Here is a 16,292-nt window from a genome sequence, read left to right on the forward strand (position 1 = left end):
AACAGCCCGAGGTGAGAAATCCTGACGGCTGCAATGGAATCCTCGTCCGACACGTTGGGCGGGGTTGTTCAAGATTATGATGAGCCTTACAATATTTTGGATTTTATCGGGTGTACGTTATTCACTTGAAATCAAATCACTTAAATTTAAACGAGTTTGAAGCCAAGCTACCTTATCTTTTGCACGTTAAAATTTTTACTTTCAAAAATATTTGTAATATCAGAACGGACGTTTTGCAATATGAAATTTATTATAATGGGATCGCAGTATATTAATCCCATTGCCATAATATATTAATTTGTAAGCCAGCGGGACGGGAAAAAAGCCAGTGCACCTGTCCCGCTGGCTTTACTAGTTTTTATTTTTTTTGAAACCTTTCATATCATTTTCCCGACATATATAATAGAGGCACAATTAATAAGTAAATAAATCAATTTAGTTTAGAAAGGATTTTTTATTATGAATGACGAGGATATTATTGATCTGTTTTTTGATCGAAAAGAATCCGCCATTTTTGAAACAGATAATAAATATGGAAATCATTTATCAAAGCTTGCCATGAGAATTTTAAATTGTCATGAGGATGCTGAAGAATGCAAAAATGATACTTATTTTGAGACTTGGAACACCGTTCCGCCCACTCGCCCCACTAATTTTCTTGCCTATTTAATGCGTATCTGTAGGTGTGATGCCTTTGATCGTATTGAATGGCAAAAAGCTAAAAAGCGACACAGCTGTATTGTTGAATTAACCTCAGAAATGAGCGAAACTATTCCTGATACAAAACTTAAAAGTGGAACCGAAGAATGGGAGCTTGGACAAGCGTTATCTGTATTTTTAGAATCACTTTCTGCTCCCAGGCGAATTCTTTTCATGAAACGCTACTGGTTAGGATTGTCGATTCGAGAGCTTTCTAATCAATACGGCATACCAGAAAGCAATATCAAAACACAACTTTACCGGACGCGGGAATCATTGAAAAAATATCTTAAAAAGGAAGGAGTCTACTATGAATGAATTGATCATGCGCGCGTTATCCTATGTTGATGATCGCTGGATTACAGAAGCTATGAGTGATTATGAAACAGTGAAAATGAAACATTTTTTTCAAAAAGAACGCAGAAAAAAATATCTCTGTACTGCCGTATGTATTGCCGCTGCTGCCTTTATTCTGTCCATTTCTCTTATTTGGTCTATAGTACATAAAAATATGAACAATCATCTGGACAATCATCCTTTACGCCCTACATTGGTGGAAACACAATCAGAATCGGAGTCCTTGCTGGAAACAAAGTTTGAGCCAGAGTCAGAAATTACTACTGAGATGCATTCAGAAACCACAGCGCATCAAATTTATATAAATCGCGATTTTACATCCATCACCTATGGGTATGCAGGCAATACATTTTCAATAAGCGATTCTGCTATGAAAGATCGGCTTTGTTCTGCAATTGAAGCACTTTCGCTTCAAGAAGCATCTGACGAGGATCTTGCAAACTACGAAAGCTTAACTGGATCGTATTTGATTGAATTTGATAATGGTATCATTTGTGCCTTTACATCACAGTACTTTTATTATTCAAACGGTGCACAAACTGAAGCGCCAAAGTTATACCGATTATTGAATTCAGATGATTTCGATACGATTCGCAGACTTGTGGAGGAACTCATACAATGATTCGAATCAAAATATCACACTCAAAAGATAAGCAATTTTTGCTATTTGCAATCTTTTTTCTTATTATCAAAATAATTTTAATGAAAGATGTCACTATTTATGCTATTACAACTGCATTTGCCGATGATCAACTAATGGTTCATATCGCTGAAAAGCTGTTACGTCTAAACTGGCTTGGTGGTTACAACCATTATACATTAGCTAAGGGTTGCTTTTTCCCATTTTTTCTGGCGGTAGGAAAGTTTTTTCACATTGATTTTATTTCATGTGTACAGATTTTCTATGCACTTTCGTGCTACCTATTTTTGAGAGCCATTCGACCAGTGATTTGTTTTCAATGGACGATTTATCCTTTTTACCTGCTAATGCTTTTTAATCCGATTATGGCATCCTCTGAAGTTATTCAGCGAGTTTACCGAAACAGCATCACACCTGCTCAGGTTCTTCTTGTTTTCGGTGGACAATTAGGCTTTTATTTGCGATATCAATATGGTAAAAAATTTTCAATGAAATGGGCTATTGTGACAACCTGTGGATTTATAAGCCTTTGGTTCAGCAGAGAAGATACCATATGGGTTGTTCCATTTCTTATAGTATCGGCTGTTGTCATCTTTTTGAAAGCAATTATTCATGGATTTTTTCATAATGTCACATGCAAAAAAAGAGTTCAATACATCATCATTTTACTTCTTCCATTTCTCGCATTACCTGCGTGTCGTCTTCCGATTACGCTGATAAATGGAGTTGTGTACAACAGTTGGACTGACAACGAATTAACCCACGGTGCTTTTCCTAAAGTAATGAAAGCATTATATGCTATTGATATGGAAGAACCTACACCTTACACGTCTATCGGCAGAGAAAAAATCGAAAAAGTGTATGAAATCAGTCCGACACTTGCTTCAATACAAGATTCTCTGGATGCGGTGATGGATTTATATGCGGCTCAATCAGGACGCATCGAAGAAAATAAGAAATGCGGGAATGTAGAAAATGGCTGGTTTTTCTGGGCATTGCGTGATGCAGTTCAACTTGAAGGATATTATAAAGATGGGCGAACAGCAGATAGATTTTATCAAGCGATTTATAATGAAATTGAAATAGCTTTTAAAAATGGAAAGTTAAGACAAAAAGCCACTATGCCATCTGCTTTGATGCCGCCATGGCAGCCTGGAATGCTTAGCAGCTTATTAAGTACTATTGCCCAAGCAGATGCTTATGTTTCCTCTGAAAATGAACTTTTCCTGCTAGATCGCATCGCAGTTGATGACGGCAGTGACGGAATTGCCCGTTTTGAGTGGATTACCGGAAGGCATGCAGTGAGAGCAGTCTCAAGTATTGATTCGTATATATATTCTGATTCATTGGCATATATTGATTCAAATTTTTCCTACATTTTTTTTAACTCGCTGGCTGGAATTTTCCGAATTATTTCAATGCCACTCGCTTCGATTGGAAAAATTTGTTCTCTGATTTTATTGCTTTTGTTTTTTATCAAAAAACAAAAGCAAAATGCATCCATTCTTCTTATGTTATCTGGCATTGCAGGTGGACTTCTATGTTTATATGCTGGAGTTGCCTACAATGAGCTTCGCTCTTGTTCTTCGATTGCTTATATGTATCTTTGTGGTGCATATCCATTGGCTCAGGTATTCTCTGTTCTTGCAATTATCGCTGTCGTGCAAACACTGATTGCTTTTAAGAATATTAATTTAACAAAAATGGAATAGAAGAATACATAAATATTCAAGAGGCAAAGCAGAAAATCGCAAAATAATTGTCCTAAAAAACAAAATAAAACAGAAAGGCATACGATTTAAATGGATAAAATTGCTGTACTAATTCCATGCTACAACGAAAGCATGACCATACAAAAAGTAGTAACTGATTTTAAGATGGCTCTTCCTGATGCCAAAATCTATGTATACGATAATAATTCCAGTGACAATACCGCTTTGCTTGCAGCACAGGCAGGAGCAATTGTCCGCCATGAGCCTCAGCAAGGAAAAGGAAATGTTGTCCGACGCATGTTTCAAGAAATTGACGCACATTGCTATATTTTAACGGATGGTGATGATACATACCCAGCACAGGCAGGTTTACAAATGGCTGATATGGTATTAAGTCAGCACATAGATATGGTAATTGGAGATCGCCTGTCCTCTACCTATTTTCAGGAAAATAAGCGGCTTTTCCACAATGCAGGAAATATTTTTGTGCGAAGTACAATTAACCGACTTTTTCATAGTAATATAAAGGATATCATGACTGGATATCGCGCTTTCAGCTATCGTTTTGTCAAGACCTTCCCTGTGCTGTCTCAAAAATTTGAAATTGAAACAGAGATGAGCATTCACGCGATTGACAAACACCTGCAAATCGAAAATCTGGCAATTGATTATAAAGATCGCCCTACTGGCAGTGAGTCAAAATTAAATACTTACTTCGACGGTTTTCGTATTTTAAAAACGATTCTAAATTTGTACCATGTGTATCGTCCTCTTGCCTTCTTCGGGGCAATTAGCTGCTTCCTTTCAATCATTGGATGCATTTTAATGGTTCCCGTGTTAAAGACATACTTTTTAACAGGACTTGTTCCGCGTTTTCCAACCCTTATCGTAAGTGGCTATTTGCTAATTGCCGCTTTGCAGCTTTTTTGTGTCGGTCTCACATTACAAACAATCTTGAAAAAAAATCGTCAGGATTTTGAACTTGAGCTATATCGGGTTATGGAACAGGAGAAACGCACTATTATGTAATTTATAATTGGGATCGCAGTATATAATCCCATTGCCATAATATATTAATTTGTAAGCCAGCGGGACGGTAAAAAAGCCAGTGTACCTGTCCCACTGGCTTCTAGCCCCCTTATTATACCGGAACCTTAAATGTGATCATAGTGCTTTGTCCCGGTATGCTGTTAATAGTCAGTCCAGAGCCTTCGCCATATGCAAGAATTAGCCGATCGTGAACATTTTTTAATCCATAACCGGAGGAGTCAGTCGTCAAAAGGGTAGAAAGCTTTTCCTGCGGAATGCCAACACCATTATCCATGATCGTAAAATAAATCTGACCCATTACGTTTGTGACAGTGACAAATAGTTGACCACGTTTTGTCTTGTTTGGAAGGATACCGTGGATAATTGAGTTTTCGACAAGCGGCTGCAACAGCAGATTGGGAACTTCGATTTCAGGAAGATTCGGGTCAATCTGGTACATCACGTCAAAGATGTTGTCGTGAAGCAGACGCTGAATATCAATATATGAGGTTACATTTTTTATCTCATTTTGCAGAAGAGTTTCGCTCTTTCCTTTATTTAATGTCGTGCGATAAAAGACAGAGAGAAGCTGAGACATCTGGCTGATCTCAGGCTGGTTGTTCATAAGCGCCTTGTTGTTAATAAGAGATAAGCAGTTGTACAGAAAATGAGGATTAATCTGTGCCTGAAGCGCCTTAAATTGTGTTTCCTTTAGCTCGATCTTTGTTTGATAATCTTCGCGAATTAGGCGGTTAATTTCGTCGATCATAGCCTGAAGATTATTGGTCAGATCACCGAGTTCATCTGTACTGTCATCATGAATATGATAATCAAGATGACCTTCCTTAATGCGCTGCAGATAATAGTGGAGAGCACTGATTTTCTGCTCAAAAAAGTTGGTAAATAGCTGAGTGATCGAGAATATAATGACAGCACAGATAAATAAAATAGCCATAATGACACGTCCCATCTTACGCACGGAGGCAAAAACAATTTTTTCAGGACGTTCAAGTGTTACAGTCCAACCGCAGGCATTTACAGGACTTGTTCTTGTAACCCAGCTGCGAAGCTCTGCAGAATTTTCCAAGAGGGATGCAGACTTATAGGAAAAAAGTGTCTGTCTTGGTGAATCAACCTGGATATGGAAGTCATCAGCAGTCTGATCAAGTTCGCCAAATAAAAGATTTGGATCTAATTGGATAGCAATGCAGTTTTTTGAATAGGAGCGTATATATGTAATATAAGGATCACATAAGTATTGGATAACGCAAAGTGTTCCATCTTTCTTTTTATACCAGGCAGGCTGATATGAAATTGCTTCAGGAAAATACCAGGATTCATTTTCCAAATCGCTGATTGGACGAAGCTGTTTGCCGTGTGTCATATCTCCATCTGCATTGTAGATTGTGATCTGAGAAATTTCTGGGTGCTGCAGGTATGTGGTATTTAGGAAAACATCCATTGTATAATTTAAATATTCATACTGGTCATATGCGTTTGCCTCATTGTAAGAAGAAAATTCTGCAAGCACATTGGAGTTTGCTAAATATGCAAGCAGATTTTGGTAAGTATTCACCTTTGAGTCAAGTGAGTTTGACACAGATAATATAGAAGATTCTAGTGAGTCCAACTCGCGTGTACGAAGTAAATTAATGGTTTGATTATAGCAGAAAAATCCCATGACAGACAGAGGAAGAAAGCTTACAAGAATGCAAAGAAGTATGAGCTTGCTGCGGTATTTGATATTGTTAAAGCACTGTTTAATTTTCTGAATCATAGAGTATGCTCCTGTCTGTATTTTTCAGGTGAGCTTCCAAAGTATTCGCGAAAGCTCTGACAAAAATATGAATAATTAGGGTATCCAGACTCAATGCCAATGTCAATCACCTTTTTTCTGGTGTGAAGCAAGGCATCCTTTGCTTTTTCCATGCGGTACTGACGAATATACTGAGAGATGCTTTTTCCAGTGGCCTTTTTAAAGAGCCGGCTTAAATAATCTGGTGTCAGGTAGACAGCAGAGGCAAGCACTTCTGCAGAAAGATCTTCGCTGTAATGATTGGCAATGTACGAGATAGCGCAAGCTACTTCTTTTCGCATTGTATCCGTTCCGGCAGAAAATGAATCCAAAACAGGTTTAGATACTTCTTTTACGATACGAATAATCTCAGAAATATCAGGCTGAAGATATAGATTGGCAATCATGGCCTCAAGCGGTGAAAAATTACAAAGTGCATCATCTGGAATGGCTGGATAAAGGATGGTCAGCACATTAGAAAAAAGAAATTTGACGTAAATTTGAGACTGGTTGACAGCAAGCTTATATTTGTCGAACAGATGACTAAGATATTCTTCCAAAAGTGTACGGCTTCGAGCGGCAATGGCATTTTTTATCAGAGGAAGCAACTCAGAATCATCCTCTGAATTTTCCAAACGCTGTGTTTGTGTAGTGTCTGGAAGAAAAATAAGGGTATCTGGCAGAAAAAAACGCTGTTCCATTTGCTGCTCAAGAGCAGAAAATGCCTGATTGAAGGAATCATATTCAGGTAATGGCTTTGTAACTGCAATGCAGCAGTCAACAAGAAAAGTACTCTTAATGTGATTAAGAATACGTGTGCAGAAATGTCTGGCATCAAGAATCGGATTGCGAACAAATAAAACAGCTTGCTCAGGCGAAATATTGACTGATACTGCTTCAGGTGTAAGAAAACTTCGCAGATCATCGAAAAAGGCATCAGATTGATGCATTAAAAAATCATTTTTAAAAGTAAACATCACCATATAGCGAAAAGCAGAAAATTGTTCCAATATAAAAGGCTCTGCTTTTGTTTTATCAAAATTTCCAAAGATCGCAAGCTGTAAAGAATATTGAAGAAGAAACAGCTTTTGGTTTTCCTGCATGTGCATGTTTGCCTGATCCTCATCGAGCTGACCAATCAATGAGGAAAGCGTCTTAGTAAACTCTTCTGGCACAACAGGCTTTAAAATATAATTTTCCACACCAAGTGATATGGCAGTTTTAGCATAGGCAAAATCTGCATAGCCGCTGAAAATAATTGGACGAATATCAGGATATAGATTAAGAGCCTCACGTATCAGTTCAAGTCCGTCCATGCGCGGCATTTGAACATCGGTAAATAAAATATGGGCTGGCCAGATCTTTAGAATCTGCAGTGCCTCTACGCCATCATCAGCTTCTTTAATCTCTAACTCAAAGCCGCAGTTTTTAAGAAGATACAGAATGCAGTCGCGCTCATTTTTCTCATCATCGACAATCAGCATACGGTACATAATATTGTTCCCCCTTTTATGTATTCTGTTTTTAATGCATTTACCGTGATTTGTGCCTATAGTATAATAGAATGTCATCAGATTTGTCAAATATATCTGAATTATTCACAATAAAAACATGACTGTCCGTTTTTCTGATATGTTTTCCGTATTTTTTATATATACCGTTGTCTGTTTTTTTGATATATTTTTTACAACAAAGCAATGCGCAATGCTTAAGAAATGATAGAAAAAATGGAGGAGTTATTTATAATGAAAAAGAGTTTTGCAATGATGCTGACAGCTGCACTGACCACCACATCTGTTTGTGGATTTGCTTTTGCCGATGAGGCAGCAAATGATCCATATGGAAAGTATGATGAATTGGTTACTTACACCACAGGATATTCACTTACAAATCAGGGTGCTGATGTGCTTGCAGGAACACCATATGAAAATGATACACCAGAGAATAATGCATACACCCGCTACTTGAAGGAACTGTTAAATATTCAGAATGAAAATGATTTTGAAGCAACGATGGGCGATGATTATAATCAGAAGCTGGCTCTTGCAATTGCAAGCCAGAGTCTGCCGGATATCATTCATGTTCCAGATTATTCAACACTGGTAGAGCTTGTTGAAAACGACATGATAGAGGATCTGACCGATGTATATAATAACTCAGCTTGTGATACTGTAAAGGAATCTTATGAGAGCTATGGCGACAATAATCCGTTAAATACCGTGACATTTGATGGAAAGATCATGGCAATTCCAAAGACACAGTTGAGTGATGGACAGGATTTTCTGTGGGTGAGAAAGGATTGGCTTGATAAGCTTGGCCTTGAAGAGCCTTCCACAATGGATGAAGTTGCTGATATGCTTCGTGCGTTTATCAATGATGATCCAGATGGAGATGGAGAGGCTGATACCATTGGTCTTGCAATGCGTTCTGACGTATATGGCGGCTATCCTAATAATACATTTGGAATTGACAATATTTTCACTGCATTTGGTGCATATCCGAGCATCTGGATTACTGCTGAGGATGGAACTGCCGTATATGGTTCAGTTCAGGAAGAAATGAAGGATGCGCTGACACTGTTAAATAGTTGGTATACAGAAGGTTTAATTGATCAGCAGTTCACAACAAGAACAAACGATGACATTGTAGCACTGATCTCTAGCGGAAAGTGCGGTGCGTTTATCGGACCGTGGTGGGCACCATTTAATACAGCACTTACATCAAGCTACGCAACTGATGATGCTGAGTGGATCAATGTATCAGCACCAGTAGGAGAGGATGGAAAGATTCAGGCAATCAATACACAGTCTTATGCAGGCTTTGTTGCAGTTAGAAAGGGCTATGAGCATCCGGAAATCGCAATGAAGATTGTTAATGTAAATGCAGAGTACTCCAAGCAGGATACAAGCGATGCATCTTTAGAAATTCGTGAGAATCAGCCGCTTGCATACTTTAACTGGCCGCTTTACTGTGAGGTTCAGCCGGGCAATAATGCACAGCTGATGACAGAGCATGTACTTGCTGCAATGGATGATGAGTCAAAGGTAGATACTTTAACATCAGATGAATTAAGCTACTATCAGTCTGCACAGAACTATCTGGCAGCTGAAAAAGAAGGCAAGAAGGCAGATTCAGCAGATTATTCTCAGTATATGTCCAGAATCGTATCCATGTCCCGTATGATCGAAAATCCGGCAGACTTTGTAACACCGGCATTTTATGAAACTACCGAATCTATGGCAATCCGCTGGGCATCATTAGAGAAGATTGAGATGCAGACAGTTTTGAAAATCATTGTTGGTGAGGAGAGCATCGATGCATTTGATAAGTTTGTATCAGATTGGAACAAAGCTGGCGGTGAATTGATCACAGAGGAAGTAAACGAAGCAATCCAGAAATAAGTTAAAAAGTAGTTATCGGCCGGAGTCAAAATGATGTTTGGCTCCGGCTTTCTTAAAAAAAAGGAGGAACCTCATGAGTCAGGCAGCAACTAAGAAAAAGAAACGGCTGGGAAGAGAAGAGCTTACGCTTAATCTTATGATCCTTCCAGGCTTGATTATTTTGATCATATTTGTGTTTGCACCGCTAGTTGGTTCGCTGATGGCATTTGAAAATTATGTTCCGGCAAAGGGTCTTTTAAAGTCCAAGTGGGTAGGTCTGAGCAATTTCGAGTTCATCTTTAGTCTTCCAGATAGCAAACAGGTTTTTATGAATACGCTCATAATTGCATTTTCAAAACTGGTTGTAAATATTTTTGTTCCAGTTACATTTGCAATTTTATTAAATGAGATTCGCGTTAATGTTTGCAAGAAGATTTTCCAGACTGTTGTATATCTGCCTCATTTTTTGTCATGGGTTGTTTTGGCAACCGTTGTCACGAATATGTTTTCATTAGATGGACCAATCAATGCAGTAATCAGTGCATTTGGCGGCAATCCTATTTATTTCCTTGCTGATAATAAGTGGTTTCGTACTGTGATCGTAGGAACAGATGTCTGGAAGGAATTTGGTTACAATTCTGTTGTATATCTGGCAGCCTTAACAGGAATTGATCCGGGACTTTTTGAGGCTGCATCGATTGATGGTGCTAATCGCTTTAAGCAGATTCTTAATATCACAGTTCCGGCACTTCTGCCAACTGTTGTGTTAATGACAGCGCTGAATCTTGGAAATATATTAAATGCAGGCTTCGATCAGGTATTTAATCTGTATAATCCAATTGTATATGAAACAGGTGATATCATCGATACATATGTATATCGAATTGGTATGGTAGAGCGTCAGTACAGCATTGGTACTGCAGTTGGCTTGTTAAAATCAGTAATCAGTTTTGTGCTGATTCTTAGTGCAAATAAGCTGGCACAGAAAACAACTGGCTCAGGCATATTCTAAAAGGGAGGTTCGTATGAAAGCAAAACCAGGAAAAATTATTTCTCAGATCGCAATCTGGCTCGTGGTTCTTTTATTTGCGCTTAGCTGCTTGCTGCCGCTTTTAAATATGGTTGCGATCTCCTTAAGTGGAAGTGATGCAGTTGCGGCAAATAAAGTAGGTTTGTGGCCGGTTGACTTTACAATTACTACATACAACAAACTGCTTGGCGATTTGCAGTTTTGGCATTCTTTCTGGATTTCAGTAAAGAGAGTAGTAATTGGTACTTTAATCAATATGTTTTTTACAATCTCTATGGCATATCCGCTTTCTAAAAGTAAGAAACGTTTTCGTGCAAGAGAGATTTACATGAAGATTGTTATCTTTGCCATGCTGTTTAATGGCGGTGTCATACCGCTGTTTATGGTAGTCAGCAAGCTGCACCTGAACAACACGATTTGGTCTCTTGTTCTTCCGGGTGCTGTTCCGGTGTTCAATGTCATTTTGTTAATCAATTTCTTTAAGGGTGTTCCAGAATCTCTTGATGAGGCAGCCAGAATTGATGGAGCCGGTCCGCTCACCGTTTTATTAAAGGTGTATCTGCCGATTTCACTTCCGGCACTGGCAACAGTTGGTCTGTTTGCAATTGTAAATCACTGGAATGATTATTTCTCAGGACTGATTTACATGAGCAAGGCATCCATGTATCCGCTGCAGACTTATATTCAGCAGCTGACTGTCGACTTGACGCAGATTACTGATGCAGATCAGTTAAAGCAATTATCTGCATTAAATAATCGTTCATTTAATGCAGCAAAGATTGTGGTTTCCACAATTCCGCTTTTGATTATTTACCCATTTTTGCAAAAATATTTTGTAACAGGTATGGTAATTGGCGCTGTAAAAGAGTAAAATAATAATACTACAACAATGCCGGAGTGCAGGAAGATTCTGTGGCTGTAAAAAGCCATGCAAGTGAAGCAATTTTCTGCTCGCTGGCATTGTGTGATGAAAGAGAGGATGAACTATGGCAATTCAAATTAGCCCAAATGGTCGATTGATGACCATTCAGACAAATGATTCCAGTTATCAGATGCTTGCTGATAAAAATGGAGTGCTTCTTCATTTATATTATGGAAGCAGTATTGGTGCAGAGGATTTATCTGATCTTATTGTTAGAAGTGATGTTGGTTTTTCTGGAAATCCAGAGGAAGCAGGACTTGACCGCACATATTCACTTGATACACTGCCGCAGGAGATTGCTTCTAGTGGTGTAGGTGATTTTAGGGATGATTCTGTTCGTCTGGCACATCCAGATGGCAGCTGTGCAGCCGATTTTCGTTTTGAGAGCTGTGAGGTCGTATCCGGTGCATATTCGATTCCGGGTATGCCAGCACTGTATGACACAGATAAAAAGAACAGTGAAACGCTGATCATTAAGATGAAGGAAAAGGCGTCAGGAGCAATTCTTCATTTATATTATGGTGTTTGGGAAGAGGAAAATGTAATTACAAGAACGGCAAGTTTGACTAATGCAGGTAAGGAGCCGATCTATATTGAGAAGTTTTTGTCATGCAGTATGGATATGATGGATCGCGATTTGGACCTTATCAGCTTCACAGGCCGTCATGCGATGGAGCGCACAATGGAGCGCACACCAGTTACGCATATTAAGACAGAGTTTGGAAGTATTAGAGGAACATCCAGTCATCACTATAATCCGGCAATGATTCTTTGTGACCGTCATGCAACAGAGGATGCAGGAGACTGCTTCGGTTTATGTCTTGCTTACAGCGGAAGTTTTACTGCAATGGCACAGAAGGATCAAAGAGATCAGATTCGTGTTCAGATGGGTATTAATCCGTATCAGTTTCGTTGGTGCTTAACAGAGGGAGAGACATTCTTTGCACCACAGGTAATTCTTTCATTCTCTAATCAGGGATTTAGCAAATTGTCACACCAGTATCATGATATATTACATGAGCATATGTGCAGAGGTCGTTATAAGCATGAGCGCCGTCCAGTTTTGATTAATAACTGGGAGGCAACATATTTTGATTTCAATGAAGAGAAGATTGAAAAGATTGCGGCGCAGGCAGGAGAGCTTGGCATTGAGATGATGGTGCTTGATGATGGTTGGTTTGGCAAGCGTGATGATGACAACAGTGGCCTTGGTGACTGGTTTGTCAATGAAAAAAAGATTCGCGGAGGTCTGCCAAAGCTTTCAGAGAAGATCCATGAAAAGGGTATGAAATTTGGTCTTTGGTTTGAGCCAGAGATGATCTCAGAGGACAGTGATCTTTACCGTGCTCATCCAGACTGGGCAATCACAATTCCAGGACGTGTGCCAAATCATGCCCGCAATCAGCTTGTGCTTGATATGACAAGAAGTGATGTGCGCGACTATCTGATGGCTCGTTTTGAAGAAATTCTTGGAAACACTAAGATCGAGTATGTAAAGTGGGATATGAACCGCAGTATCTGCGATATGTACAGCCATATTTACAAAGGTGAGCAGTCAGGCGAATGCTATCACCGCTATATACTTGGCGTTTATGATTTGTTGGAGCGTTTTGTACAGCGTTTCCCTGAGATTCTGCTTGAGGGCTGCAGCGGCGGTGGCGGACGTTTCGATGCCGGAATGCTGTACTATTCGCCACAGATTTGGTGCAGTGACAATACAGATGCTATGAACCGTCTTGATATCCAGTATGGAACATCATTCTTCTATCCGATCAGTTCAGTTGGTGCACATGTATCTGCATGCCCAAATCACCAGACAGGACGAAGCGTACCGCTTTCTACAAGAGCTGATGTGGCACTTGCCGGAAGTTTTGGTTATGAGCTTGATCTTCGTCTTCTTTCAGATGAGGAAAAGGCACAAGTAAAAGAGCAGATCAAAGAGTTCCACGACTACTATGACTTGACGCACGAGGGAGATTATTACCGTCTTACAGAGCGTGATAATACAAGCTTTACAGCATGGGAATTTGCCGCAAAGAATAAAGAACGCACACTTGTAGAGGTAGTAAAAAAAGATGCATGGGGCAATCCGCTTCCTGTTCATGTTGCAATCAAGGGACTCGAAGACAATTCAATGTATGTTTGCAGTTTAAATGGAATAAAGCGCAGCGGAAAGACCTGGAATCATGCAGGCATAACACTTCCGAAGTTTTTGAGTGCAGGCGAGAGTATGAAATTCACATTCATGAAGGTGGAGTAAACGAGCTATTGTTTTGTTCACGGGTCGTAACATAGATAAGCGGTGAGACGAGTTGTTTTTACGAGACTGAACGTTGTAGCGGGACTTTCAAAACAAAGCATGATAATAGGTGGTGTAACAGGTACCCGCGGAAAAGAGAGGTCGACAAAACAATCGTCGAACAGCTTTCGTAAAACTTCCCCCGTGAACTTTAAAGTTACAGTTTAGGGTTTTCGTAACCTGGCTTTGTGAACTGTAAAAATAAAAAAAATGATATTTTTGAAAAAAAACACTTGACTAAATCGCAAAAGTATTCTATACTATAGAAGTCACGGCGATATAGCCAAGTGGTAAGGCGCGGGTCTGCAACACCCTTACCGCCGGTTCAAATCCGGCTGTCGCCTGTCAAGAGCTCTGAGAGATTCTCAGAGCTCTTTTTTTGCGTGAAATAAAAAAACGTGTGTTTCAGAAAACACTTGACAGATCAACATGAACGGATGCTTATGATTCCAAAAACATGGCTGGACGTATCTAGGGGTACGTTCAGCCATATTTTTTGTTAGTATTCTAAGCAGCGATAGTAGCGGCGAATCTCCATGGGATGGCAATTGATAGCTTCAAGATGTACATCAATTCTATTTGTGACGGCATGCGTTACAAGATGAGAAATAAAACCGCGATACTGCGGCTTAATTCCAATCAGCGGATAATCGGCTGCATCAATAATCGTGTAGTTTGCACAGATCTTCGGAAGGAAAGCAGCTACTCGAAGAGACAATGGACGGCTGGCATCTTCGCTGATAAAGAGTGTGACAGGAGTGTCTCGAGAAATGATTTCAAGTGTTCCATGGAAAAATTCACCGGAAGATACAGTCTTAGTTGCCATCCAGTGCATCTCCTCCCAATAGCACATGCCATAGGAATAGGTGGAACCCCACTGGTTTCCAGCACCGACAAAATAGTGGAGAGTATCGTTACAGTGCTTTTTTGCAAATTCTTGTGCAAAGGAATCCGAAGATTGCTCAACAGAGATCAAAGCATCTGCGAGATAACAGTCAAAATTTTCATAGCAGTCGTCATAACAGTCAAATTCATGACGAAGAAAGAGAATACGGTCAGCAGCCATAAAGAGTTTTAGCTGTTCATTTTGCGGATATGAGATGCATAGCTCACATAACTCGCGCAGATGAGGATTTGGATTGTCAAGGAAAGCAAGAATAGTGGCATGTGCTGCATGTGCTTTTTCAACGGCTTTAACTATTTCAGGTGTACTGCCAGTCACAGATGAATAAATAAGAAGTGTACCATCCATGATACGTCGATTGCCAGTTGTTATATATTCAGCTGCATTTTCGGCGAATACTTCCATTGAAGTAAATTCTTTCATATGAGAAACTGTCTGCATGGCAGATGCGTATGTACCGCCAATTCCTAGAAAACATATGTTTGTAATACCTTTTTCAAAGATGGCATCCAGAAATGGATTGATTTGATGGCGCAGAGCGAGTGCACCGTTTACAGATTGACGTAACGATTCTTCTTGAAATTTCAGCATAAAATTCCTCCATATAGAATTATTTGATAAAAACATTATATAATGTAATATTATAATATATAATAATAAAAGGCAAGAAAAAATTGCAGTCTTCTGCAACTTTTTTCCTGCCTTGTAAATAAAATATCAATTATTTATATTAGAGATAAACTGTGTGTTTAAATTTTGTGTGCGTATGGTATAGGAGATTCGATCACCGCGCACAAGAGAGCGTGAATAATGGATCGGTGTGCCGTCAACTGCAAAACACGTTTTTTGTAAAAGAAAAAGAGGATCGCCAGCCTGACAATGAAGGATGGATGCCTGCTCAGCATTTGCAATGCGGACAGCAATCTCACATACAGATTCACCGCGAGATACGTTATAGTAGTTAGTGAGCAGTTCATAGAAAGAAATATCACCTGTTATGCGGTCAAGAAAATCTGGATAAGTTAAAGAAGAAATATAAATTTCATCTAAGGCAAGCGGTGAATCATCCTCAAAAATTAGACGCTGCACGTAACAAACTGGTTCATTAGGCTGAAGAGAAAGCGTTTCACATAAAAAATCATCAGAAGGCTGTAGCTCTTTTTTTAATAGAAGATGATGTGATTTATGTCCGATTGCAGACAAATAATTTGTAAAGCCAGACTGTTCCTTTAGATCAATGCTTCTTGAAGGGGTGGAAACAAACGTACCTTTTCCACGATGCTTTTCAAGGATATGCTGATCTGTTAGCTGTTGGATGGCCTTGCGGACAGTAATGCGGCTTACCTGATACTGTTCACACAATTTTTCTTCACTGGGAAGACGATCCCCTGGAAGATATTTTTTTTCTCTCAAAGCCTGACGTATCTCAGCTTCAAGCTGTATATAAAGTGGTTTAAGACTATTTGTGTCTAACATAAAAACCCCCTGATATTTATTATTAAGATAAAGACGTTATAAGATGTTA

Annotated in this window: 12 protein-coding genes and 1 tRNA gene; 9 read left to right on the top strand and 4 right to left on the bottom strand. The window is 39.3% G+C overall.

The genetic code is table 11. From position 1 onward, the window contains the following. Positions 1–459: 459 nt before the first annotated feature. The 4 genes from WJP93_RS11630 (at position 460) to WJP93_RS11645 (ending at position 4,437) form a co-directional block, all read left to right on the top strand. The gene (locus WJP93_RS11630; protein WP_337548459.1) at positions 460–1,017 is read left to right on the top strand and encodes an RNA polymerase sigma factor; all 558 of its coding nucleotides are present in this window, start codon (positions 460–462) and stop codon (positions 1,015–1,017) included. Next, entirely contained in the window at positions 1,010–1,678 is a 669-nt protein-coding gene (locus WJP93_RS11635) for a hypothetical protein (protein WP_337548461.1), read from the top strand. The genes WJP93_RS11630 and WJP93_RS11635 overlap by 8 nt, the downstream gene beginning before the upstream one ends. Continuing rightward, complete coding sequence (locus tag WJP93_RS11640; RefSeq protein WP_337548463.1) at positions 1,675–3,408, top strand: hypothetical protein; 1,734 nt, start codon at positions 1,675–1,677, stop codon at positions 3,406–3,408. The genes WJP93_RS11635 and WJP93_RS11640 overlap by 4 nt, the downstream gene beginning before the upstream one ends. A gap of 90 nt (positions 3,409–3,498) precedes the next feature. Continuing rightward, positions 3,499–4,437, top strand: coding sequence for a glycosyltransferase family 2 protein (locus tag WJP93_RS11645; RefSeq protein ID WP_227100781.1), 939 nt, complete (start codon positions 3,499–3,501; stop codon positions 4,435–4,437). A 112-nt stretch (positions 4,438–4,549) separates the two neighbouring features. Here WJP93_RS11645 and WJP93_RS11650 read toward each other — a convergent pair whose 3' ends face one another. After that, on the bottom strand, positions 4,550–6,214 hold the full coding sequence (locus WJP93_RS11650) for a histidine kinase (protein WP_337548465.1): 1,665 nt from the start codon (positions 6,212–6,214) through the stop codon (positions 4,550–4,552). After that, positions 6,211–7,725 carry a helix-turn-helix domain-containing protein gene (locus tag WJP93_RS11655; RefSeq protein ID WP_337548467.1) on the bottom strand — a complete coding sequence of 505 codons (1,515 nt, stop codon included), beginning with the start codon at positions 7,723–7,725 and terminating at the stop codon, positions 6,211–6,213. The genes WJP93_RS11650 and WJP93_RS11655 overlap by 4 nt, the downstream gene beginning before the upstream one ends. A 252-nt stretch (positions 7,726–7,977) precedes the next feature. Between WJP93_RS11655 and WJP93_RS11660 the strand changes: the two genes are divergently transcribed. The 5 genes from WJP93_RS11660 to WJP93_RS11680 all read left to right on the top strand — a co-directional run bounded on the left by WJP93_RS11660 (position 7,978) and on the right by WJP93_RS11680 (position 14,207). Continuing rightward, positions 7,978–9,633 carry an extracellular solute-binding protein gene (locus tag WJP93_RS11660; protein ID WP_337548468.1) on the top strand — a complete coding sequence of 552 codons (1,656 nt, stop codon included), beginning with the start codon at positions 7,978–7,980 and terminating at the stop codon, positions 9,631–9,633. 73 nt (positions 9,634–9,706) lie between these two features. Beyond that, positions 9,707–10,624: an ABC transporter permease subunit gene (locus tag WJP93_RS11665; protein ID WP_337548470.1), complete on the top strand. Its 918-nt coding sequence runs from the start codon at positions 9,707–9,709 to the stop codon at positions 10,622–10,624. A gap of 13 nt (positions 10,625–10,637) precedes the next feature. Continuing rightward, positions 10,638–11,513, top strand: a complete 876-nt coding sequence (locus WJP93_RS11670; protein ID WP_337548471.1) for a carbohydrate ABC transporter permease — start codon at positions 10,638–10,640, stop codon at positions 11,511–11,513. A gap of 115 nt (positions 11,514–11,628) precedes the next feature. Next, the gene (locus WJP93_RS11675) at positions 11,629–13,824 is read left to right on the top strand and encodes an alpha-galactosidase (protein WP_337548472.1); all 2,196 of its coding nucleotides are present in this window, start codon (positions 11,629–11,631) and stop codon (positions 13,822–13,824) included. Between the two features lie 312 nt (positions 13,825–14,136). Further along, positions 14,137–14,207, top strand: a tRNA-Cys gene (locus WJP93_RS11680). Positions 14,208–14,362: 155 nt separating this feature from the next. On the opposite strand, the gene WJP93_RS11685 is transcribed toward WJP93_RS11680, so the two are convergent. Both WJP93_RS11685 and WJP93_RS11690 read right to left on the bottom strand, forming a co-directional pair. Next, the gene (locus tag WJP93_RS11685; protein WP_308732124.1) at positions 14,363–15,358 is read right to left on the bottom strand and encodes an SIS domain-containing protein; all 996 of its coding nucleotides are present in this window, start codon (positions 15,356–15,358) and stop codon (positions 14,363–14,365) included. A gap of 126 nt (positions 15,359–15,484) precedes the next feature. Beyond that, a complete protein-coding gene (locus WJP93_RS11690; protein WP_262538070.1) occupies positions 15,485–16,243 on the bottom strand; it encodes a GntR family transcriptional regulator in 759 nt (252 codons plus the stop codon). Between the last annotated feature and the right edge of the window lie 49 nt (positions 16,244–16,292).

Origin of the sequence: Anthropogastromicrobium sp. (assembly GCF_037349415.1) — a bacterium.
Lineage (GTDB): Bacteria > Bacillota > Clostridia > Lachnospirales > Lachnospiraceae > Anthropogastromicrobium > Anthropogastromicrobium aceti.